Genomic DNA, 22,097 nt, shown 5'->3' on the forward strand with positions numbered 1-22,097 from the left:
TAACTAACCTACTAAAAAAAAAATGTTATGTGTGGAATAACTGGCTATATCGGTTTTAGAGAAGCTTACCCAATAGTGATAAGTGGCCTAAAAAGGCTAGAATATCGTGGTTACGATAGTGCAGGGGTAATGATGTATGATGGTAAAGAAATACAACTGTCTAAAACTAAAGGAAAAGTTTCTGACTTAGAGGCCATAACTGATAAAGAAGAAAAAAGAAAAAAAGGAAATATTGGAATTGGTCATACACGTTGGGCTACACATGGTGTACCTAATGATGTTAATTCTCATCCACATATTTCTCAATCTGGAGAATTAGTAATTGTTCATAACGGAATTATAGAAAATTATGATTCTCTTAGAAAAGAATTAATATCTAGAGGGTATACTTTTAAAAGTGATACCGATACAGAGGTTCTTGTTAATTTAATTGAAGAAGTAAAAAAACAAGAGAACTGTAAACTAGGTAAGGCTGTACAATTAGCTTTAACTAATGTTATTGGAGCATATGCAATTGCTGTTTTTGATAAAACAAAGCCAAATGAATTAGTTGTTGCACGTTTAGGAAGCCCTATTGCAATTGGAGTGGGAAAAGAAAATAAAGAGTTCTTTGTAGCTTCAGATGCTTCTCCTTTTATAGAATACACAAAAGATGCTATTTATTTAGAGGATGAAGAATTAGCAATCATTAAGATTGGTAAAACTATAAAAGTTCGTAAGATTAAAGACGACTCTATGGTTGATGCTAATATTCAGCAACTTAAACTGAGTTTAGATCAAATAGAAAAAGGGGGTTACGAGCATTTCATGTTAAAAGAAATTCATGAACAACCCAAAGCTATTATAGATACCTATAGAGGGAGAATGCTTGCTGATGAAGGAATTATAAGAATGGCAGGTATAGACAACCACATGAATAAATTCTTAAATGCAGAAAGAATTATCATTGTTGCTTGTGGTACCTCTTGGCATGCTGGTTTGGTTGGAGAATACCTTATTGAAGACAAAGCTCGTATTCCTGTAGAGGTTGAGTATGCTTCGGAATTTAGATATAGAAACCCAATTATTACTTCAAAAGATGTTGTAATTGCTATTTCACAATCTGGTGAAACCGCAGATACACTTGCTGCAATAAAACTAGCAAAATCTAAAGGCGCATTTGTTTTTGGAATTTGTAATGTTGTAGGTTCTTCTATTGCAAGAGAAACCGATGCTGGTGCTTATACACATGCAGGACCAGAAATAGGTGTAGCATCTACAAAGGCATTTACAACTCAAATTACTGTTTTAACTTTAATCGCTTTAAAGTTAGCTTCTAAAAAAGGAACAATTTCTAAAACAGAACTTAGAACGTTTCTACAAAGAATGCAATTAATTCCTGCAAAAGTAGAAGCTCTTTTAAAAATTGATGAAAAAGTTAAAGAAATAGCTGCGGTATATAAAGATGCAAAAAATTGTTTGTATTTGGGTAGAGGTTTTAACTTTCCGGTAGCATTAGAAGGAGCTTTAAAATTAAAAGAAATTTCTTACATACATGCAGAAGGATACCCTGCAGCAGAAATGAAGCACGGACCAATTGCTTTAATTGATGAAAATATGCCAATTTTTGTAATTGCTACTAGTAAAGGGCATTATGAAAAAGTAGTTAGTAATATTCAGGAAATAAAATCTAGAGCAGGTAAGATAATTGCAATTGTTACAGAAGGAGATGTGCAAGTTAAAGAAATTGCAGATCATGTTATTGAAATACCTGAAACAGAAGAAGCGTTAACTCCTTTGTTAACTACAATTCCTTTTCAGTTATTATCATATCATATTGCAGTAATGCTAGGAAAAAATGTTGATCAACCTCGAAATTTAGCAAAATCAGTTACAGTAGAGTAATTTTTTATTAGACATTTATTATAAAATAAAACCCAGCTTTATGCTGGGTTTTATGTTTTATAGCTTCTGTTTTTTTAGAAATAATATTCTTTGTTTATTTATTAGTAAGACTAATAGCTATTTTGTTACTAAAATAATTTTTATTTTTTATTAAAATAAAAGTAACAATTTCTCTCCTTTTAACAATCCTATTTTCAAACCTAAAGTTCTATTTACACTTATTCTTAAGAGAAAATATTGAGAAGGTAAAATAAAATTATATTTTAATATACTCAATATGCAAAATAAATTATCAGCAGATATAAATTTTAATGTCTATATTTAGGTATTTTAATGTTATGAATTATAGTCAGATAGCTTTCTTGTTTATGCAAGGCACTTTAGTAGCCTTAGTAATCCTTTTATTATTTCACCTTAGAAAACAGTTGGGTATTGGGGTTATGTTTGCTTGCCTTGGGTTGTTTCAGTTTGTGCAAGTATTTCTTTATAGCACTGTTTATGTTTCAGTCACAAGTGATTTTAATGTTTCGCCAGGATCGGCTGTTTTTTTTACAGCAACTCTCTTTGTTTTGTTAATGGTGTATATAAAGGAGGATGCTAGTGAAACTAAAAAAATAATTTATGCTTTGTTTATTGTAAACATAGTAATGGCAGTTCTTTCACGAACATTAAATTGGCATATAGGTAATTCAGGTATAGAAGGGGGTTTAGGATTATCAAAAAATCTTTTTAATGTTGGGGTATGGGAATTATTTATTGGTACAATTACATTGTTTTTAGATGCTTTTTTAATAATAATATTATTTGAATTTATATCTAGAAAAGTACGATTTCTATTCTTGCAAATTTGTTTAACAATGTTAATTGTTGTAAGTTTTGATACACTATTTTTTGCAACCTTAACTTTTTGGGGTTTAGAAAGCTTAAAATTAATTATAATATCAGGCCTTATCTCAAAAGGAGTTTTTACTATTTTTTACAGTATTCTTCTTTATTCTTATTTAAGATTTTTTGATTCAACGGATCCGTTAAGATATATTTTTAACCTAAAAGATGTATTTAAGCCACTTACTTATAAACAAAAGTTTGAATCTGCAGAAAAAGAAATTAAAGAAACTGCAGAAATGCATCGTATATTAACAGAGCATTCTAATGATTTAATCTGTTTACAAGAACCAGATAGTACTTTTAAATACATTAGCCCTTCTATAAAAAGGATGTTGGGTTATGAACAATCGGAATATCTTGGTAAGCAAGTTTTTAATATCGTTCATAAAGATGATGTTTTAGTTCTAAAAGAAGCTTTAAGTCAAAAAAAGTTTAATGATGGGGGTGTTATTGATGCCTTTCCTTTTAGAATTCGTCATAAAGATGGGCATTTTGTTTGGTTAGAATTTTTAGCATCTCCCATTTATAAAGATAATGAAATTAGTTATTTTGTTACTACTACTAGAGATATTACTCATAGAATTATTGCAAATCAAAAGATTCAAACATCTCTAGAATTATTAGAAAAGAGTGAGAACTCATTAAAAGAGGCGAGTAAAATAGCTAAAATAGGCTATCAAGAATATGATTTAGCTACGGATACTTATAATTGGTCCGATTATGTTTATGATATTTATGGATTGGACTCTAGAGGGAAAATACCATCAATGAAAGAAATTGTATCAATATTTGATGAGGAATCTCAAGAAAAAATAAAAGAAATCTCTAAAAATCTTATGATAAAGGGTGCTTCTTGTGATGTTGAGTTGAGGTGTATCAACTTAAAGAAGGAAGAGGTTTGGGTAAGATATGTAGCTAAAGCGGTATATAACCAAAAAAATGAAGTTATTGGAAGAAGTGGTGTTGTACATAATATTACAGCTTCTAAAAAGGCACAAATAGAATTAGAGCTTTCGAAAGAGAAAATTCAAAATTCTTTACAACTATTAGAAAAGAGAAAATATTCTATGAATGAAGCTAGTAAAATAGCTAAAATAGGGTATTGGGAACATGATTTTATAACTGGGGCTGTTTTATGGTCAGAATATGTTTATCAAATATTTGAGTTAAACCCTATAGACGGAATTCCATTACAAAAAGAAGTTTACAAAAATTTTAGTAAAGAATCTCTTGATAAATTAGAGCAAGCTACTCTAGAGCTTACATCTAAAGGTATTTCTTATGATATTGAATTGAAATGGATTAATCAAAAAGAAGAAGAAGTTTGGGTAAGAAATGTAGGACAACCTGTTTATAATAAAGAAGAAGAAATTATTGGTAAGAGAGGAGTTCTGCAGAACATAACAGCGTCTAAAAAGGCTCAGCTAGAATTAGAATTTTCTAGGCAAAAGATTCAAACTACATTAAATCTTTTAGAGGAAAGTGAATATTCTAAAAATGAGGCTAGTAAAACAGCTAAAATTGGTTTTTTAGAAGATGATATTGCAACGGAAACTTATATATGGTCAGATTATCTTTATCATATTTTTGGATTCGACCCAAAGCAACCAGTTCTATCTAGAAAAGATATTGCCGTACTTTTTAATGAAGATTCGCAAAAAAAGATGGCAGAAGCTACTTTAAATCTAGATACTAAGGGTATTCCTTTTGATCTTCAATTAAAAATGATTAATTTAAGAAAAGAAGAAGTTTGGATTAGAATTGTAGTAGAGCCTATTTATAACGATCAAAATAAAATTGTTAAAAGAAGAGGTGTTCTACAAGATATTACAGAATCTAAAAAAGCACAACATCAACTAGAGGTTTCTACACAAAAAATTCAAACTTCTTTAGAGCTTTTAGAAAGGAGTGAGTACTCTAAAAATGAAATGAGTAAAGTAGCTAAAATAGGGTATCAGGATTATGATATTGATACCGATACTTATGTATGGTCAGATTATATGTATCAAGTTTTAGAATTTGATAAAAAAGATGGAGTACCTACACTAGATCAAATTTTGCCAATTTTTGATAAAGAATCTCAAGAAAAGATAGCAAAAGCTTCTTTAGATATAGATTTGAGTGGACTTGCTAGTGATCTTACAGTTAGGTATATCAACTCTAAAAAAGAAGAAGTTTGGTTGCGATATTTAGCACACCCAGTATATAATAAAGAAAATAACATAGTTGGTAGAAAAGGTGTTTTACACAATATTACAGACTATAAAAAAGCATTACTCGAATTAGAAATTTCTAAACAAAAAATTAAAGATTCATTAGATCTTTTAGCGATAAAGGAAAACTCTATGGGTGAGGGGAGTAAGATGGCTAAAATTGGGTATTGGGAGTACGATATTGCCGCAGATACTTATATTTGGTCAGATTATCTTTATCATATTTATGGAATAGATCAAAATAAGCGAATTCCATTTCGTAATGAAATTCTTAAATGCTTAGATCAAGAATCACAAGTAAAAATGGCAGAAGCCACCAATAATCTTATTTTAACGGGGAATTCGTACGATATTGAGTTAAGAATGATCAATCGAAGAAAGGAAGAAGTTTGGGTAAGGAATGTTGTTCAGCCTATTTATAACCAACAAAACGAAATTATTGGTAGAAGAGGAGTTACTCAGAATATTACAGCTTCTAAAAAAGCCCAATTTGAATTAGAGCTTTCTAAACAAAAGATTCAGAATTCTTTAGACCTTTTAGAAAAAAGGAAGTATTCTATGGATGAAGCAAGTAAGATTGCTAAAATGGGGTATCATGAATATGATATTGCAACAGATACTTTTATGTGGTCTGAGCATCTTTACCACATTTTTGGACTAGATATAAAAGACCGAGTTCCAGCACGAAAAGAAATTTTGAGTTTTTTCGATGAAGAATCACAACAGAAGATGGCAAAAGCCACTAAAGAACTTGATACGAAAGGGATTCCTTATGATTTAGAATTGAAAATTCTTAATAAAAGAAAAGAAGAAGTTTGGGTACGTAATGTAGCTCAGCCTGTGTACAACCAGCAAAACGAAATTATTGGAAGAAGGGGTGTTACGCAGAACATTACAGAGAAAAAATTAATTGAAGAAGCAAATTTAATGATTACAAGTAGGTATAGAGAACTATTTGATAGTGCAACAGTGTCTATTTGGAATGGAGATTTAAGTTTAGTAATGCAACAGTTAGCAGAACTTAAAAAGCATGATATACCTAATATTAAAACATATTTTGAAGAGCACCCTGAGGTTTTATTTTCAATACTTGGAAAAGTAAAAATAAATAAAGTAAACAAAGCCACAGTAAAGTTATTTAAGGCAGAAAGTGCTGAAGATTTTTTACAAGGAAAAATACAAGATACGTTTGGTAAAGGTGCTCATAAGGTGTTTAGTGATTTGATAGTATCTATATGGAATAATGAAAAAACATTTATATCAGAAGTTAATTATAAAACTCTAAAAGGAGATGAGTTTGCAGCAATAATTTCAATTCCTATTCCTCAAACAGAAATAGAACAAAAAACAGTTCCTGTTAGTATTCAAAGTATTCAAAGTATAAAAGATGCAGAATCAGCAAAAAGAGAATCCATCAATAAATTAAAAGAAGCACAGAAATTAGCAAAAGTAGGAAGCTGGATATTTAATCCTTTCAATGATGAATCAGAATGGTCCGAGGAAACGTTTCGTATTTGGGGGGTAGATCCAAAGTTAGGGAGTCCTAAATTTGATACAATTTTAAAACAAATTCACAGAGATGATCTAGAGTTACATAATAGTTCCGTTGATAAAGCCATTCGTTTAGGAATTTCATTCGATATTGAATTTCGAATTTTTCTTCCCGATGGCACGCAAAAAACATTGAGAGGTCTTTGTCAACCAGTTATAGGTAGTACAGGAGAAGTAATCAACTTAAAGGGGACCAATCAAGATATTACAGAGCAAAAACGAATAACAAGTGAAATAGAAAAAGCCGAAGAGATGTATCGTATATTAACTGATAACTCTAACGATTTAATCTGTTTACACGAAATGGACAGTACTTTTAAATACATTAGCCCTTCTATAAAAAATATTTTGGGGTATAATCAATCAGAACTTTTAGGTAAAAAAGTCTTTGGTGTTATTCATGAAGAGGATATTGATTCTTTGAAAAATGTAATGTCACAAAGAATGTTTAGTAGCATGGTTATCGATGCTTTTGTTTGTAGAGTACTCCACAAAGAAGGACATTATGTGTGGTTAGAATTTTTATCATCACCTGTTTATAAAAACAATAAAGTCAGTTCTTTTATTTCTACTGCAAGAGACATTACACAATCGATTTTAGCAAAACAAGAGATTGAAGAGTACCAAGTGTCTCTTCAGAAATTAACCACAGAAATGACTGTGATAGAAGAGAAACAAAAGAAAGAAATTGCTACTAATATTCACGATCATTTAAGCCAGTCTTTAGTTATTTCTAAAATGAAAATTAATGAATTAAAGAAAAGATCACAATTAAAAATGATTGATGAAGATTTAAAGTTTATTGAAACACATATTTCTGAAGCTTTAGAAAACAGTCGAAAAATTACTTATGAGCTTTCTCCGCCAGTATTATATCAATTAGGTATCATTGAGGCATTAAATTGGTTGTTTGATAATGTAGAAGTAACTCATAAAATTAAGTGTGTAATTAACAGTAATGTAGATAGTATAAATTTGGATGAAATAAAATCTATTTTATTGTATAGAAGCATACAAGAAGTGTTAATGAATGCCATAAAATATGCTAATGCCACTTTAATAACATTAGGTCTTGATAAAAATAAACTTGGGCTAGATATTTTTATTACCGATAACGGTGTTGGGTTTGATACTTCTGTATTAAATAATAATCAAAATCATACAGGATCAGGCTTTGGTTTGTTTACGGTTCAAGAACGTATTAGAAACATACAAGGAAAATTTACGATTAAATCAAAAATAAATGAAGGAACAAGTATTAAAATTTTTATACCTTTATCTAAATGACTTATTTAAAAGAAATTAAAATAGTATTAGTAGATGACCATAAATTGCTAAGAGATGGTTTAAGAAACATTATAGAACAAAGGTCTAATATGCATATAATAGGCGAGGCTTCCGATGGTAGAGAGGCTATAAAAACATGTTTAAAACTAGCGCCAAATGTTATTGTTATGGATGTGGCAATGCCAGGTTTAAATGGTATAGAGGCTACAAAACAAATTCATAAAGAAAACCCAGAGATAAAAATAATAGGTCTTTCTATGCATTCTAGTAAGCAATTTATTCAGAGTATGTTTAAAGCAGGTGCTTTTGGTTATTTGTTAAAAGATGGAGATGCAGATGAGTTAATTACAGCAATTTCTACTGTTGTGCAAAATAAAAGATATCTATCAAAAGAGATTAATCAAGAGTTTCTTACAATACTTAAAGAAAAGAAAGCTATAGAAAAAACAGAATTAAGCTCTAGAGAAAAAGAAGTCTTGCAGTTAATTGCAGAAGGCAAGTCTTCTAAAGAAACTGGCGAGATATTGTTTTTGAGTCCTAAGACTGTTGATGTTCATAGAAATAATATTATGAAAAAAATAGATTTATATACGATTCCAGAATTGACAAAGTATGCTATTAAAGAAGGGTTAACTTCATTAGATCTTTAACCGCTATTATATAGTGTTACTTTATTTAAAATAGAATGATAAGCATATTGCTTATGTGAATACTTCTGAGAATGACCTACATTTGATTCTTCCCCGGTAACTTTTTTTAAATATTTACCTTATCTTGAAATCAAAAATAAATAATTTATTAATTGTAGAAGACAACTCTTTTGTTGCAAAGGCTATTGTTAGTGCTGTTAATGAAATTGATAGTATTGGAGATATCTGTTTAACGGAGTCTTTGCAAGAGGCAATTTCTTTTTTTGATGATACTTATTTTGAATTAGTGGTACTCGATTTAAAATTACCTGATGGACATGGAATAGAATTATTAAAAATTCTTAAAGAAAAAAAAATAGAAACAAAAGTTTTTGTTTTTTCTGTAAGTACAGAACTTAAATCCTTTTGTTTAAAATATGGTGCGTTGGCTTTTTTTGATAAAGCTAAAGATTTTGATGAGTTAATTGAGGCTATTACTATTGCTTAATTAAAAGAGGTCTATTTTATTAACTATAACAAAATAAAGCATAAAAAAAAGCTAAACAACAAGAGGTTGTTTAGCTTTTTTTATTAATATAATTTTGGGGGGCTAAATACATTAATATCTTTTATCAAAAATAGTTTTAGTTCATTCTGTAATTTTACTACTTACAAATTTCAATTAAATTCTACACTTCAAAGATAGATAAGGTTGTAAGTCTTTTCAATAGGCAAATTTCTTATTTTTTAAATATTGATTATAAAAGTTAACTTTTAGTAAGATTATAGATATAACTGTAAGTTAGATATCATTTAGGTGTTTATACATTTGTTAAATTAGATACTTAAAAGATCTTAATTTGATTGAATATTGTATTTTTTTTATAACTAAAAAACTACTGTCTTTTATTAAATTTCATAAAAAAAGCTAAACAACAGGGGGAGTGTTTAGCTTTCTATTAATATAATTATGGGGGACTAAGTAAATTAATATCTTTTATCAAGAATAGTTTTAGGTCATTCTGTAATTTTATTACTTACAGAATTTAAATAAATGCTACACTTCAAAGATAGATAAGAATCTAAATCTTTTCAATAGGTGATTTTCTTATTTTTAAGATTAATTATAATTGATGGTTTTTAATAAGTTTACACATTCGGTTAAATGTTTAGAGGTATACGTTATTTGTTGTTTATGGTGCTATTGCCTCCATTCAATAACTTAACGCAACAAATCTAAATTAATAGATTTGTAAAATGGAATTAAAAAAACATAGAAGATTAACTTTAAAAGAAAGAGTGATTATTCAGACACTTTTAATAGAAAAAAAGTCAAAATCATACATCGCTAAAAAACTAAAAAGAGCACCCTCAACAATTACAAGAGAAGTGAATAAATGGGTGCAGAAAAAGGAAGATAATTACGATGCTGAACTTGCTCATTGGTGTGTTAAAGAAGATTATTTAAACAAAAGAAACTTAGATAAAATAAGTACATATTCTCTACTTAAATTTTTTGTCTATAGAGGCCTTTTGTCAAACTGGACACCTGAACAAATTTCAGGAAGACTCAAAGAGCTGTATCCTAATGATCCAATAATGTCTATTTCTCACGAAGCTATTTATAGACATATTTACACAAGACCACAAGCACGTTTAAACAAAAAATTAATCAAACTATTAGTACGTAAAAAAACAAGACGTAGAACCCCTAAAAAAAGACGTGGTGGCGGATCTAAAATAATAAACCAAGTAAGTATTGACAATAGACCACAGCATATTGAACTTAGAAATGAAGTCGGACATTGGGAAGGTGATTTAGTCATTGGAAAGAACCATAAAAGCGCTATTGGAACTATAGTAGAACGCAAAACTAGATTTACTTTAATTGTAAAATTAGAGTCCAAAAAAGCAGGTGAAGTAGCCAATGAGTTTTCTAAAATATTAAACAAATTAAATCCTATTTATAAAAAAACAATGACTTCCGACAACGGAATTGAAATGGCTAGACACGAAAAAATTACTCAAAATACGGGAATGAAAATATACTTTGCTCACCCCTATTCTTCCTGGGAAAGAGGAACAAATGAAAATACGAACGGACTCATTAGAAGGTATCTGCCAAAGGGAACTAATTTTAATGAAATTGACATTAATCAACTCCTAATTATTCAAGAAAAATTGAACAACAGACCTCGAAAAATTATTGGTTATAAAACACCTAAAGAAATGATGGATTTAGAACTTAAATTTGTAGCTTAGTAACATCAAAAAACATAAACGTTTTGTTGCGTTACAACATTGAATCCAAGTTGTATTGGTTAAATTGATGAAAGCAGTTATTAAAAGGTTTTAACTTGGGTGGTTGTCTTTTTACTATTATCAAGAACTAATATAAAATACGATTGTTGCCTTTTATCAATTCTTTAAAAATAACGCATAAAAAAAGCTAAACGTCAATGGGGGGAGTTTAGCTTTTTTATTAATACATTCTCGGGGGGCTAAATATATTAATATCTTTTATCAAAAATAGTTTTAGTTCATTCTGTAATTTTACTACTTACAAATTTCAATTAAATTCTACACTTCAAAGATATGTAAGAAGCTAAGTCTTTTCAATAGGTAATTTTCTTATTTTTTATATTAAAGAATAAAAGTATGCTTTTTAATAGGCGTTAATTATTTAATAAGTGTTGTAATCTAAATGGTTTAATAATATACATGATAAGCATTTTGCTTACGTTTATATCTATTAAAAGCACTTATCTTGCCTGTAATTCACCCCTTATTCCCCTTATCTTGAAATCAATCTTAAATAATTTACTAGTCGTAGAAGACAACACTTTTATTGGAGAATGCATTGTTAATGCAGCTAAGAAAAACACAAGTATTAAAAATATCCATTTAACAGAGTCGTTACAAGAAGCAATCTCTTTTTTTGATGATACTAATTTCGATTTAGTGATACTCGATTTAAAGTTGCCTGATGGAAGTGGTATAGAGTTATTGAAAACACTTAAAGAAAAAAAAATAGAAACAAGAGTTTATGTTTTTTCTGTAAGTATAGAACTTAAAAGTTATTGTTTAAAGTACGGAGTGTGTACTTTTTTTGATAAAACTAAAGATTTTGACAAATTAATAGAAGCCATTACAGCAGCTTAATTGAAAAGAAGTGTTCCCATGTTTTCTTCTAAATTAGCACATAAAAAAAGCTAAACGACAAGGGGGTAGTTCAGCTTTTTATTAATGTAATTTTGGGGGATTAAATACGCTAATTAATTTTTCTAAAATAATTTTAAATCAAAATGTAATTATTACATTACAAATATATATTACATTGTTAGCTTATTCAATAGGTGATTTTCTTAATTCTTAATCATTTATAAAAAAAATAAACCCCAGCTATAAGCAGGGGTTTGTTTTTTTAGATTCTAACTTCAAAAGTAATTGGGATACTGTAACTAACACCAACTGGAGTTCCTCTTTGTTTTCCAGGAGTCATAGTAGGTAAAGCACTAATAATTTCTACTACTTCTTTTTCTAATCGAGGGTGCGGTCCTCTAGCTCTTACATTTGCTATTTTACCTTTGTTGTTAATTGTAAAAATTACAAATAATTTCTTTTTACCTGGTTGTAAGCCTAATTCGTTAGCCAAATTAATATTAAATTTTCTTCCAAAAAATTCCGTCACTTTTTTTGTGAAACAGTCTTTTAATTCTTTGTTATTTCCCTTACACCCCGGATAAACAGGTACGTTTTCAATTAAGATAAAAGGGATGTCTTCTACAACCTCTTCAACTTCTTCAACTTCTATAATATCATCAGTGTTTACAACTATACCCACTGTTTCGTCTGTTTCTGTAGATTCTATTACAGTTTCTACTATTTCTTTTTCATCTTCTACAATGGTAATTTGTTCTACAACTGGTGGAGGTGTATTTTTTGGTGGTGGTTTTACTTCTTGCATTTCGATAATAGGAATATCTTCCTTCATATCATCGACCATATTTGCTTGCCCTAAGCTTTTTAAATCATTCCTTTCATATGTTTTGTATTCAATTAAGGTGTAAGTAATAAATAAGGTTAGTACTAACCCTATTTGTAAGAAAATCTTGCTGTAGTTTTCTAACTGTTGTTTTGGGTTTTTTTTAACGTCCATCTTGAAATCCTTTTAATCTCGTTATTTAAAAATAGCTTTAGAATTATCAAATTCTTAGTAATTTGATTTTCTATTGTAAAATTAAAGCTTAAAAGGACTTTAAAATATGATTTTCATCATACTTTGTCGTGTATTTTTGTAGGGATGTTATTGTTCCAGATAGTAAGTATATCTGTGGCTACACTTGCGCCGCTACCTGCAGCAATTGCAAATTGGCTTCGGCAACCAGCTATCGTGCCGCAACAGTATAAGCCATCTTTTATTAGGTGGTTCGTGTTTTTAAGTTGAATTCTATCTTTTGATGGGTTTGCGCTGCTATGTGGTTCTATAAAAGTAGCCAAACCTTCTATTGTAAATGGTTTAGAATAATTTAAAGCAAGAATTACAATTTTACTAAAGTAAGTAGCATTGTTGGTTTTTATTTGATAACCATTTTTAATATTTAAGACAGATAGAACTTTTTCGTTTTCTATTTGTTGCACATGAGGGTATAAGGTAGAAAGTTGTTTTTTACCAGTAATTAAAATATCTTTTCCTAAAGTTTTAGGCGGTAAACCTAATACATTATTAAATAATGCATCTTGTAAATGAGACGCTCTTTGATGAATAATAATGCCAATATTTTTATCCTTAGCAAAAGTTTTATTTTTTGCAGAACCTAATACCAATGCACATTGCATTGCAGAAACGCCACCACCAATAATTAGAACATCAAAATTCATTTAAATAAAAAGGACTTTAATATTTGTTGCAAATAATTTTACAGAAATGGCTAATAAAATTACACCAAATATTTTTCTAATTATTTGAATTCCGTTTGGACCAATAATACGTTCTATTTTAGAAGAGGTTTTTAATACAAAATAAATTAAAAGAACATTGGCTAAAACAGCAATTATAATATTTTCTATATGAAACTCTGCTCTTAAAGAAAGTAAGGTTGTTAAACTACCTGGACCAGCAATTAAAGGGAAAGCTAAAGGAAAAACAGAGGCCGTAATAGCATTTACGTCGTCTTCATTATCTTTATAAAGTGTAATTCCTAAGATCATCTCTAAAGCAATAAAGAAAAGTATAAAAGCACCTGCAACTGCAAATGAGTGTACATCAATTCCAATCAATTTTAATAAACTTTGTCCTAAAAACAAGAAAACAATCATAATAAAACCTGCAATTATAGCAGCTTTTTCAGACTGAATATGACCAGCTTTTTTTCGTAAGTCTATAATAATAGGAATATTGCCAATAACATCTATAACAGCAAACAAAACCATAAATGCAGTAAAAGCTTCTTTAAAATTAAAATTCATAATTTTTATAATTTTTACAAAATTAGGCAACTTAGTTTAGGAAAACGTAAAGTTATAGAAAAAAATAACACTATTTTTGCGATATGTTTCAACTTGGAAAAACTATAGTTTCAGAAGATATTATCGAAAAAGATTTTGTTTGCAATTTATCTGCTTGTAAAGGTGCTTGTTGTATAGATGGCGACGCCGGTGCTCCTTTAGAAAAAGAAGAAACAAAAATTTTAGAAGATATTTATCCTAAAGTAAAACCTTTTTTAAGAAAAGAAGGTATCGATGTTATTGAAAAAGAAGGTACTTGGGTTACCAGTGAGTGGGGAGAATTAGAAACTCCTTTAATTAATGGTGCAGATTGTGCTTATGTTATTTTTGATGAAAAGAACACAGCTCTTTGCGCTATAGAAGAAGCATATAACCAAGGAGAAATAGATTGGAAAAAACCAGTTTCTTGTCATTTATACCCGATTAGAATAAAAGATTACAGTGAGTTTTCTGCTGTAAATTATGATAAATGGGAAATTTGCGATGATGCTTGTACCTTAGGTAAAGAGTTACAAGTACCTGTTTACAAATTTGTAAAACAAGCTTTGGTTAGAAAATTTGGACAAGATTGGTACAATGAATTAGAAATAGTTGCCGAAAAACATTTAAAAAATATGTAGTTACTCAACAAAGAGTATTTTACCTTAAAAGCATCAAAGAAATTTGATGCTTTTTTTGTGGCACGTTAATTGGTTTAACAAAGTTTTAACATTTAAAAACTTTCTAATTATGAATAACACCAAGAAACGACCAACCAAACAATTAGAAAAATTCTCTAACCTTTTTATGCAGTTAGGGCTTGTATTAGTACTCTTTGTAGTCTTTGTGACTTTAGAATACCAAACCGAACAGAAAACAATAGTTGTTCTTAAACCAGATAAAAACAAAATTGTTTATGTAGAACCAGATGTAAATGTTCTTTTTACAAAACAACCTAAAGTTGTGCCTCAAGTAAAGGTTATAAAAGCAGCACCATTTATTGTAGATGAGGTTGTAAAAGGAGATAATACTATTATTGAAACAATTATAGATAATACTCCAATAGAAGATCTTGTTTTAATTGATATAGATAAAGTTGTAGAGGTTAAAATTATAGATAACTTTATTGAAGATGTAGATTTTGTAAGTATAGAAGATGCACCTGTTTTTAAAGGATGTGAAAATTTATCAAAAAAAGAAAATAAGATTTGTTTTGATAAAAAAATGAAACAGTTTGTACAACGTAATTTTGATGTACAGTTGGCAAATGAAATAGGTTTACGTTCTGGTAAACATAAAATACAGACGCAGTTTGTAATAGATGATAAAGGAGAAATAGTCGATGTTAAGATTAGAACAGCTTATAAAGGTTTAGAAAAAGAAGCTTTAAGAGTTATTAAAAAGTTACCCAAATTTAAACCTGGTAAACAAAATAGTAGAACGGTTAAAGTTCGGTATAATTTACCAATAGCTTTTCGTTTAGAGTAAAATAAAACCCAACCAAAAGGTTGGGTTTTTTATGGAATCCGTTTTATTATTTATTATTTTTGTAAAATGAAAATGAATCAATATTTAGATGCTACTTACTTAAAAACAGCGAGTCAGGCGAATCTTACGGAAGAAGCAAATCAACAGAAGGTTGTCGATTTGCTTGAAGAAGCTATTTTGTTTGATTATAAATTAATCATGATTCGTGCTAAATATATTCCTTTAGCAAAAGAAGTGCTTAAAAAAGGAGCCTCTAAAACTTTAGTAGGTACTGTAATTGGTTTTCATGAAGGGACGTATTCATCAGAAGAAAAAATTAACGAAGCCCAAAAAGCTATTGATTTAGGTGCAGATGAATTAGACTTTGTAGTAAATTATGAAGCTTTTAAAAGAGGTGAAATAGATTTGGTTACCAATGAGATTACAAAGGGAATAGCCCTTGCTTTAGAAAATAAAAAAGTTGTAAAGTGGATAATTGAAGTTGCCGCCTTAACAAATAAAGAAATAATTGTAATTTCGTCCCTAATTAAAAACATTGTTTTCACTGTTTTTGGTGAAGAAAATGCAGAGAATGTTTTTGTAAAATCATCAACAGGTTTTTTTAAAACCGAAAATAATTTACCAAACGGAGCTACATTTGATACAATGAAGTTAATTGTAGAAAATGCAAAACCCTTAAAAGTAAAAGCGGCAGGTGGTGTAAGAGATTATAAAACGGCTGTAAAAATGATAGGTTTAGGAGTAGATAGAATAGGTACATCATCTTCTAAAGAGATAGTTAATAAGGAACAAAACAGCAATTCAGGATACTAATTTGATAGAATATTTTGCACATGAAACGGCTGTAATAGATAACGATTGCAGTATCGGAAAAGATACCAAAATATGGCATTTTAGTCATATTATGTCTAATTGTATTATTGGAGAGCATTGTAATATTGGTCAGAATGTAGTGGTTTCTCCAGAAGTTATTTTAGGGAAAAATGTAAAAGTGCAAAACAATGTTTCTATTTATACAGGCGTAATTTGCGAAGACGATGTTTTTTTAGGTCCTTCTATGGTTTTTACAAATGTTATAAACCCAAGAAGTGCTATCAAAAGAAAAAATGAATATCAAAAAACTTTAGTTAAAAAAGGCGCAAGTATTGGTGCAAATGCAACCATTGTTTGCGGCAACACTATTGGCGAGTATGCTTTTATTGGCGCAGGATCTGTGGTAACTAAAGAAGTTTTGCCATTTGCATTGGTAGTTGGCAACCCCTCTAAACAAATTGGTTGGGTAAGCGAATACGGTCATCGGTTAGAATTTAATAAAAACGGAATTGCAATCTGTAAAGAGAGCAATCAAAAATATCAATTAATAAACAACACCATTATAAAGTTATAGAATGATAAAAAAATACGTATTTCTAGTTTTATTATTTCCCTCAATATTATTTGCTCAAGAAGAAAAATATCCAATTTTCGAAGCTTGTAAAGGTGTAGAAATTCAATCTTTAAAAGATTGTTTCTATACACAAACAAAAAAAATGTTTTTTGCAGAATTTAAAACTCCAGCAATTGCAAAAAACGAAAGTTTTAAGGGGACTGCTAATACTATTTTTTCGGTTACAGCAGAAGGTGAATTTAAGTTAATTTATGTAAACACTCCGTTTAACGAAGTTAGAGAAGAGGTGAAAAGAGCTTTTATGGTCTTACCAAAAATCACCCCTGGGTGGTATAATAATCATGCCATAGAAATGAAGTTCGAGCTGCCTATTAGTTTTCCTATAATTGAAGCTTCTAAAGACTCTATTGTAGATAACGATGGTGCTAGTTTAGAAATTAAAAAAGAAAGTTTATTAGATGTTGTAGAAAAAAAGAGAATTGCAGATTCTACGTTTTTAGAACATAATAGTAAACTGAACATTCCTTTTACACATAGAAGTTATGTAGATTATGAATTCGCTTTACATAAGGCAAAAGGTACGCATACGGCCTCTAAACCTTATTCGTACAATGAGATAATGCCGTATTATAACATAACAAAAGAGAAGAAAAAGTTTTTAAAACCAAATAAAGAAACTTGGTTGGGTAAAAAAGTTTGGAATGAACATTTATTACAAGTTAAAAAGAAAGATTATTGGTTAACGGTAGATTTATTGTTTGATGTTCAAATAGGAAAAGACAATTCTGATGTAGCCTACACTTTTAATAATTCTAGAATTGTAAATGTGAATGGAGAAATTGGAAAGAATTTTTCATTTTCTACCACGTATTCCGAGAGTCAAGGTAGGTTTGCAGAATATGTAAATAGTTTTATAACAAATAGAGCAGCCAATGTAAGACCTAAAAATTCTGAAGGATTGGTTCCTGGTAGAGGTAAGACAAAAGGATTTAAAACAGATTCTCACGATTATCCGGTTGCAGAAGGTTATTTAGCATACACACCAAATAAGTATATGCAGTTTCAGTTTGGTAATGGTAAAAACTTTATTGGAGACGGATATAGATCTTTTATTTTATCAGATGTTTCATCGCCATCTACGTATTTAAAAATGAAGGTTGATTTTTGGAAAATACAATACACCAATATTTGGATGTGGAATACAGAGCCCTCTTTAAGTGCAGTTTCAGACCCAAATGAACATGCAAGAAAATATGTTGCTGCTCATTATTTAAGTATCAACCTAACAGATAAGTTAAATATAGGTCTTTTTGAAACTGCAATATCTGCAGGAGAAAACGGAATAGATGCAGGTTTTTTAAACCCTGTTTTATTTTATAGATCTTTAGAGTTTAATAGAGGAGAAGATGCCGGTAATGCCATTATTGGTTTAACTGGTAAGTATAAATTAAATAATAATATCTCTTTATATTCTCAATTAGTAATAGATGAGTTTTCTGTTGGTAACGTAAGTGATTTAAGTGATTGGAGACATAAATATGCCTATCAATTAGGTGTAAAATATTTTGATGCTTTTAAAGTTGAGAATTTATTTTTACAGTTAGAGTACAACCGTGCTCGTCCGTACACATTTGCACATAGATCACCAATTTTAAATTACGGAAACTATAGTCAGCCTCTTGGGCATTTATGGGGTGCTAACTTTTGGGAGGCAATTGCAATTGCAAGATATAAAAAAGACAGATGGAGTGGTAGTGCTAAAATTATTGTAGGTAAAAAAGGGTTTGATTTAGAAGATCAGGCAATAAGTTATGGTGGAGATATTTATCAATCTTATGTAAATCGTGTAGGAGATACAGGTATAGAAATTGGGCAAGGTAATACTGCTAACATTTTTATTGCAGACGTACAAGGTAATTATTTAATTAATCCTTCTAATAATACAAGTCTATTTGCTAGTTTATCTTATAGAAATTTCTCTTCAGACACGGCTTTAACTAGTTTTCCTTCAGGTGGAAATGTTTGGTTTTCAGTAGGAGTAAGAGCAGATTTATTTAATTGGTATTTCGACTTTTAAATTTTAATGTTTTTTTAAGAAAAACAATCAATATTATATATATCTTTGCAGTGTGATTTTTAATTAAGTCACACTTTTTCTTTTTCATAGCAATTTTCCCACTCAATTTATTGAGTGGGTTTTTTTTAAGTTAAAAGCTTAATTAAATGGTGATAAAGTCATTATTATCAAATATCTTTGCAAACTATTTTGTGATATGAAATCAACAGTAATTACAGACAATAAAACATCTATGCAAGCTATAATTTCTGACTTTAAGCAACTTACAAAAGTTGGTTTGTCTCTAAGTGTTGTGTTTTCTTCTGTTGCTGGTTATTTGTTGGCGGTAGAAGTTGTAGATTATTCTATACTTATTTTGTTAGCAATAGGGGGTTTTTTTATGGTTGGTGCTTCTAATGCATTTAATCAAATTATAGAAAAAGACACAGATCTTATCATGAAACGTACACAAAATAGACCTTTACCAACAGGTAGAATGTCTGTTAACGTTGCGCTTAGTATTGCAATTTTGTTTACCATTTTAGGGTTGTCTATATTATATAGTATAAATGCTAAAACAGCTTTGTTTGGTGCTATTTCTATATTTTTATATACAAGTGTATACACGCCGTTAAAAGCAGTAACACCTTTATCTGTTTTTGTTGGTGCAATTCCAGGGGCCATACCTTTTATGTTAGGTTGGGTTGCAGCTACCAATCAGTTTGGTATGGAAGCAGGTTTTTTATTTATGATTCAGTTTTTTTGGCAATTCCCGCATTTTTGGGCAATTGGTTGGTTACAACATGAAGAATATCAGAAAGCAGGTTTTAATATGCTTCCTATGGGAGAAAAAAATAAAGGAGCTGTAAATCAGATTATTTTTTATACGGTAATTATGATATTAGTATCAATTTCGCCGGTTTTAAAACTATCCGGAGCATTTTATATTTATCCTGCAACAGCAGTTATTGTTGCTTTATTAGGAATATATATGTTATACTTTGGTATTAAATTGCATAAAAGTCAAGACAATGTTGATGCAAGAAAGCTAATGTTATCTAGCGTTTTGTATATTACAGTAGTACAAATTGTATATGTAGTCGATAAATTTTTACATTAATAATGATAGTAGAACAAACATTAGAACAAGAATTAAAGGTTGCTAAAAGAAAATCTGCAAAACCTATGTTATGGATTTCCATGATAAGCATGGTAATGTTTTTTGCAGGACTTACAAGTGCATACGTTATAAGTATGGAAAGAGACGATTGGGTTTCTTTTGATTTACCTCTGGCGTTTTATATTAGCACCGTTTTAATTGTTGCTAGTAGTATTACGCTCTTTCTTTCGGGGAAATTCTTAAAAGCAGGTAAAAGACAACTCTCTTTAGGGTTTGTTGTTGCCACATTATTATTAGGTATAGGATTTGTATGGCAACAATATGTTGGCTTTAATGAATTAAAGAGTGTAGGCCTATTTTTTACAGGTCCAGAAAGTACGGTATCATCATCTTTTATTATAGGAATCACTTTTATGCACGTTTTACACCTGTTAGCAGGTCTTATAGTGCTATTAGTTGTTATTTATAATCATTTTAAATACAGGTATAAATCAGACAATATGCTTGGGTTTGAACTCGGTGCAATCTTTTGGCACTTTGTAGATATACTATGGATTTACCTATTTTTCTTTTTCTATTTTATTAGGTGATGAAAAATAGTTATTTTTGGCGAACTAATTAAAACTAATTAACAGAGAATATAATATGGAAGCAAATATTGCTATACCTTCTGATAGTAAAGAAACTTGGAACGGTGGTGGAATAAAACCATTTGGAGCAAGTTATGGTAAAATGATGATGTGGTTTTTTATCGTTTCTGATGCATTAACCTTTTCGGGGTTTTTAGCAGCTTACGGTTTAACTCGATTTAAATTTATTGACTCTTGGCCTATCGCCGATGAGGTCTTTACTCACTTTCCAGGATTACATGGTGTACACGCACCAATGTATTACGTTGCATTAATGACATTTATTTTAATTATTTCTTCTGTAACAATGGTTCTTGCTGTTGATGCAGGTCATCAAATGAAACAAAAAAGAGTAGCTTGGTATATGTTTGCTACTATTATTTTTGGAATCATCTTTGTTGGTTCTCAAGCTTGGGAGTGGAAAAACTTTATTTCTGGATCTTACGGAGCAGTAAAAACAACGGATGGTAGAATTTTACAATTTGTAAAAGACGGGCATCAAATTGCATTATCAGATTTTGTTGTTGGAGAAAGAACAGATGGAAGAGTGCAACAAACTAGAGAAAACGGATTATGGTTTGAAAAAGAAGCTGCAATTCCTACATATTCAATTGCTCAAATTCAAAATTCTTTTAAAGCGAATCCAGACATACAAATTCGTTCTGAATTAATTGATCCTGCAACAAAACAAAAAATAATTCTTTCTAGAGAAGATGGTTTGGCACAATTAGCCAAAACAAAATTGGTAGTAGAAGGAGCTAACTTAGAGGTAAACGAATACGGAAACACCATTTTTGCTGATTTCTTTTTCTTTATTACTGGTTTTCATGGTTTTCACGTATTTTCTGGAATCATTATTAACATCATTATTTTCTTTAATGTTATTCTAGGTACTTACGAGCGTAGAGGACATTATGAAATGGTAGAGAAGGTAGGGTTATATTGGCACTTTGTAGATTTAGTTTGGGTATTTGTATTCACATTCTTCTACTTAGTATAATTAAAAAGAGTACCTCTAGGTGTAACCTTGAGGTTTCCATTAAAATTGTCATTCCTGCGAAGGCAGGAATCTAAAAAAATATTAAAATGGCACACGCACACGAATCAAACACAAAGAGAATTTGGGTAGTTTTAGTACTATTAACAGTAATAACAACTGTAGAAGTTGCATTTGGTATTATTAAACCAGACTCTTTACATCTTACAAGTTTTTTAGGTACAAGTCCTTTAAACTGGATGTTTATCATTTTAACATTAGTAAAAGCGTATTATATTGCTTGGGCATTTATGCACTTAGAAGGTGAAAAAAAATGGTTTAGACGTTCTATAGTTTGGACCGCAGTTTTTCTAATTTGTTATTTAATAACACTGCTCTTAATAGAAGGGGGTTATTTATATGAAACATTAGGACCACTTGTAAAATGGTAATTATAAAATTAAAAAGGTGGTTTTAACCACCTTTTTTTATATACTGAAAT

At 29.7% G+C, this 22,097-nt stretch carries 18 protein-coding genes; 15 read left to right on the top strand and 3 right to left on the bottom strand.

Annotation, left to right across the window (positions count from 1 at the left end; genetic code table 11):
- Window positions 1-27: 27 nt before the first annotated feature.
- From glmS to GQR92_RS12735, 6 genes are all read left to right on the top strand, one after another.
- A complete protein-coding gene (gene glmS / locus GQR92_RS12710) occupies window positions 28-1,884 on the top strand; it encodes a glutamine--fructose-6-phosphate transaminase (isomerizing) (protein ID WP_158840113.1) in 1,857 nt (618 codons plus the stop codon).
- 338 nt (window positions 1,885-2,222) lie between these two features.
- Window positions 2,223-7,823, top strand: coding sequence for a PAS domain-containing protein (locus GQR92_RS12715; RefSeq protein WP_158840115.1), 5,601 nt, complete (start codon window positions 2,223-2,225; stop codon window positions 7,821-7,823).
- Window positions 7,820-8,473: a response regulator gene (locus GQR92_RS12720; protein ID WP_199269140.1), complete on the top strand. Its 654-nt coding sequence runs from the start codon at window positions 7,820-7,822 to the stop codon at window positions 8,471-8,473. The genes GQR92_RS12715 and GQR92_RS12720 overlap by 4 nt, the downstream gene beginning before the upstream one ends.
- A 124-nt stretch (window positions 8,474-8,597) precedes the next feature.
- Window positions 8,598-8,960 (top strand): response regulator, encoded by a 363-nt coding sequence (locus tag GQR92_RS12725; RefSeq protein ID WP_158840117.1) that lies wholly within the window; start codon window positions 8,598-8,600, stop codon window positions 8,958-8,960.
- A gap of 749 nt (window positions 8,961-9,709) precedes the next feature.
- Window positions 9,710-10,714: an IS30 family transposase gene (locus GQR92_RS12730; protein WP_158840119.1), complete on the top strand. Its 1,005-nt coding sequence runs from the start codon at window positions 9,710-9,712 to the stop codon at window positions 10,712-10,714.
- Window positions 10,715-11,251: 537 nt separating this feature from the next.
- Window positions 11,252-11,614, top strand: coding sequence for a response regulator (locus tag GQR92_RS12735; protein WP_158840121.1), 363 nt, complete (start codon window positions 11,252-11,254; stop codon window positions 11,612-11,614).
- A gap of 262 nt (window positions 11,615-11,876) precedes the next feature.
- On the opposite strand, the gene GQR92_RS12740 is transcribed toward GQR92_RS12735, so the two are convergent.
- From GQR92_RS12740 to GQR92_RS12750, 3 genes are all read right to left on the bottom strand, one after another.
- Window positions 11,877-12,611, bottom strand: a complete 735-nt coding sequence (locus GQR92_RS12740; protein WP_158840123.1) for an energy transducer TonB — start codon at window positions 12,609-12,611, stop codon at window positions 11,877-11,879.
- 116 nt (window positions 12,612-12,727) lie between these two features.
- The gene (locus GQR92_RS12745) at window positions 12,728-13,333 is read right to left on the bottom strand and encodes an NAD(P)/FAD-dependent oxidoreductase (RefSeq protein WP_158840125.1); all 606 of its coding nucleotides are present in this window, start codon (window positions 13,331-13,333) and stop codon (window positions 12,728-12,730) included.
- On the bottom strand, window positions 13,334-13,921 hold the full coding sequence (locus tag GQR92_RS12750) for a MarC family protein (protein ID WP_158840127.1): 588 nt from the start codon (window positions 13,919-13,921) through the stop codon (window positions 13,334-13,336).
- Window positions 13,922-14,004: 83 nt separating this feature from the next.
- Here GQR92_RS12750 and GQR92_RS12755 point away from each other — a divergent pair, with 83 nt between their 5' ends.
- From GQR92_RS12755 to GQR92_RS12795, 9 genes are all read left to right on the top strand, one after another.
- Window positions 14,005-14,580 (top strand): DUF3109 family protein, encoded by a 576-nt coding sequence (locus tag GQR92_RS12755; RefSeq protein ID WP_158840129.1) that lies wholly within the window; start codon window positions 14,005-14,007, stop codon window positions 14,578-14,580.
- 109 nt (window positions 14,581-14,689) lie between these two features.
- Window positions 14,690-15,427 carry an energy transducer TonB gene (locus GQR92_RS12760; protein WP_158840131.1) on the top strand — a complete coding sequence of 246 codons (738 nt, stop codon included), beginning with the start codon at window positions 14,690-14,692 and terminating at the stop codon, window positions 15,425-15,427.
- Between the two features lie 66 nt (window positions 15,428-15,493).
- On the top strand, window positions 15,494-16,240 hold the full coding sequence (gene deoC / locus GQR92_RS12765) for a deoxyribose-phosphate aldolase (protein WP_158840133.1): 747 nt from the start codon (window positions 15,494-15,496) through the stop codon (window positions 16,238-16,240).
- 1 nt (window position 16,241) lies between these two features.
- Window positions 16,242-16,814, top strand: a complete 573-nt coding sequence (locus GQR92_RS12770; RefSeq protein ID WP_302849580.1) for an acyltransferase — start codon at window positions 16,242-16,244, stop codon at window positions 16,812-16,814.
- 1 nt (window position 16,815) lies between these two features.
- Entirely contained in the window at window positions 16,816-18,891 is a 2,076-nt protein-coding gene (locus tag GQR92_RS12775; protein WP_158840135.1) for a gliding motility protein RemB, read from the top strand.
- 196 nt (window positions 18,892-19,087) lie between these two features.
- Window positions 19,088-19,990, top strand: a complete 903-nt coding sequence (gene cyoE / locus GQR92_RS12780) for a heme o synthase (protein ID WP_158840137.1) — start codon at window positions 19,088-19,090, stop codon at window positions 19,988-19,990.
- 2 nt (window positions 19,991-19,992) lie between these two features.
- Window positions 19,993-20,580: a cytochrome c oxidase subunit 3 gene (locus GQR92_RS12785; RefSeq protein ID WP_199269141.1), complete on the top strand. Its 588-nt coding sequence runs from the start codon at window positions 19,993-19,995 to the stop codon at window positions 20,578-20,580.
- Window positions 20,581-20,635: 55 nt separating this feature from the next.
- A complete protein-coding gene (locus GQR92_RS12790) occupies window positions 20,636-21,619 on the top strand; it encodes a cytochrome c oxidase subunit 3 (protein WP_158840139.1) in 984 nt (327 codons plus the stop codon).
- An 86-nt stretch (window positions 21,620-21,705) separates the two neighbouring features.
- Window positions 21,706-22,047 carry a cytochrome C oxidase subunit IV family protein gene (locus GQR92_RS12795; RefSeq protein ID WP_158840141.1) on the top strand — a complete coding sequence of 114 codons (342 nt, stop codon included), beginning with the start codon at window positions 21,706-21,708 and terminating at the stop codon, window positions 22,045-22,047.
- Window positions 22,048-22,097: the final 50 nt, after the last annotated feature.

The sequence above is a fragment of the Polaribacter sp. L3A8 genome, assembly GCF_009796785.1.
In the GTDB taxonomy this organism is placed as follows: domain Bacteria; phylum Bacteroidota; class Bacteroidia; order Flavobacteriales; family Flavobacteriaceae; genus Polaribacter.

What these genes read in the sequence shown, in the direction of transcription:
- GQR92_RS12750 (WP_158840127.1), bottom strand. Translation starts at nt 13,921, where the DNA reads ATGAATTTTAATTTTAAAGAAGCTTTTACTGCATTTATGGTTTTGTTT.
- GQR92_RS12745 (WP_158840125.1), bottom strand. Translation starts at nt 13,333, where the DNA reads ATGAATTTTGATGTTCTAATTATTGGTGGTGGCGTTTCTGCAATGCAA.
- GQR92_RS12790 (WP_158840139.1), top strand. Translation starts at nt 20,636, where the DNA reads ATGGAAGCAAATATTGCTATACCTTCTGATAGTAAAGAAACTTGGAAC.
- GQR92_RS12720 (WP_199269140.1), top strand. Translation starts at nt 7,820, where the DNA reads ATGACTTATTTAAAAGAAATTAAAATAGTATTAGTAGATGACCATAAA.
- GQR92_RS12730 (WP_158840119.1), top strand. Translation starts at nt 9,710, where the DNA reads ATGGAATTAAAAAAACATAGAAGATTAACTTTAAAAGAAAGAGTGATT.
- GQR92_RS12715 (WP_158840115.1), top strand. Translation starts at nt 2,223, where the DNA reads ATGAATTATAGTCAGATAGCTTTCTTGTTTATGCAAGGCACTTTAGTA.
- cyoE (WP_158840137.1), top strand. Translation starts at nt 19,088, where the DNA reads ATGAAATCAACAGTAATTACAGACAATAAAACATCTATGCAAGCTATA.
- GQR92_RS12755 (WP_158840129.1), top strand. Translation starts at nt 14,005, where the DNA reads ATGTTTCAACTTGGAAAAACTATAGTTTCAGAAGATATTATCGAAAAA.
- glmS (WP_158840113.1), top strand. Translation starts at nt 28, where the DNA reads ATGTGTGGAATAACTGGCTATATCGGTTTTAGAGAAGCTTACCCAATA.
- GQR92_RS12760 (WP_158840131.1), top strand. Translation starts at nt 14,690, where the DNA reads ATGAATAACACCAAGAAACGACCAACCAAACAATTAGAAAAATTCTCT.
- GQR92_RS12740 (WP_158840123.1), bottom strand. Translation starts at nt 12,611, where the DNA reads ATGGACGTTAAAAAAAACCCAAAACAACAGTTAGAAAACTACAGCAAG.
- GQR92_RS12785 (WP_199269141.1), top strand. Translation starts at nt 19,993, where the DNA reads ATGATAGTAGAACAAACATTAGAACAAGAATTAAAGGTTGCTAAAAGA.
- GQR92_RS12795 (WP_158840141.1), top strand. Translation starts at nt 21,706, where the DNA reads ATGGCACACGCACACGAATCAAACACAAAGAGAATTTGGGTAGTTTTA.
- GQR92_RS12775 (WP_158840135.1), top strand. Translation starts at nt 16,816, where the DNA reads ATGATAAAAAAATACGTATTTCTAGTTTTATTATTTCCCTCAATATTA.
- deoC (WP_158840133.1), top strand. Translation starts at nt 15,494, where the DNA reads ATGAAAATGAATCAATATTTAGATGCTACTTACTTAAAAACAGCGAGT.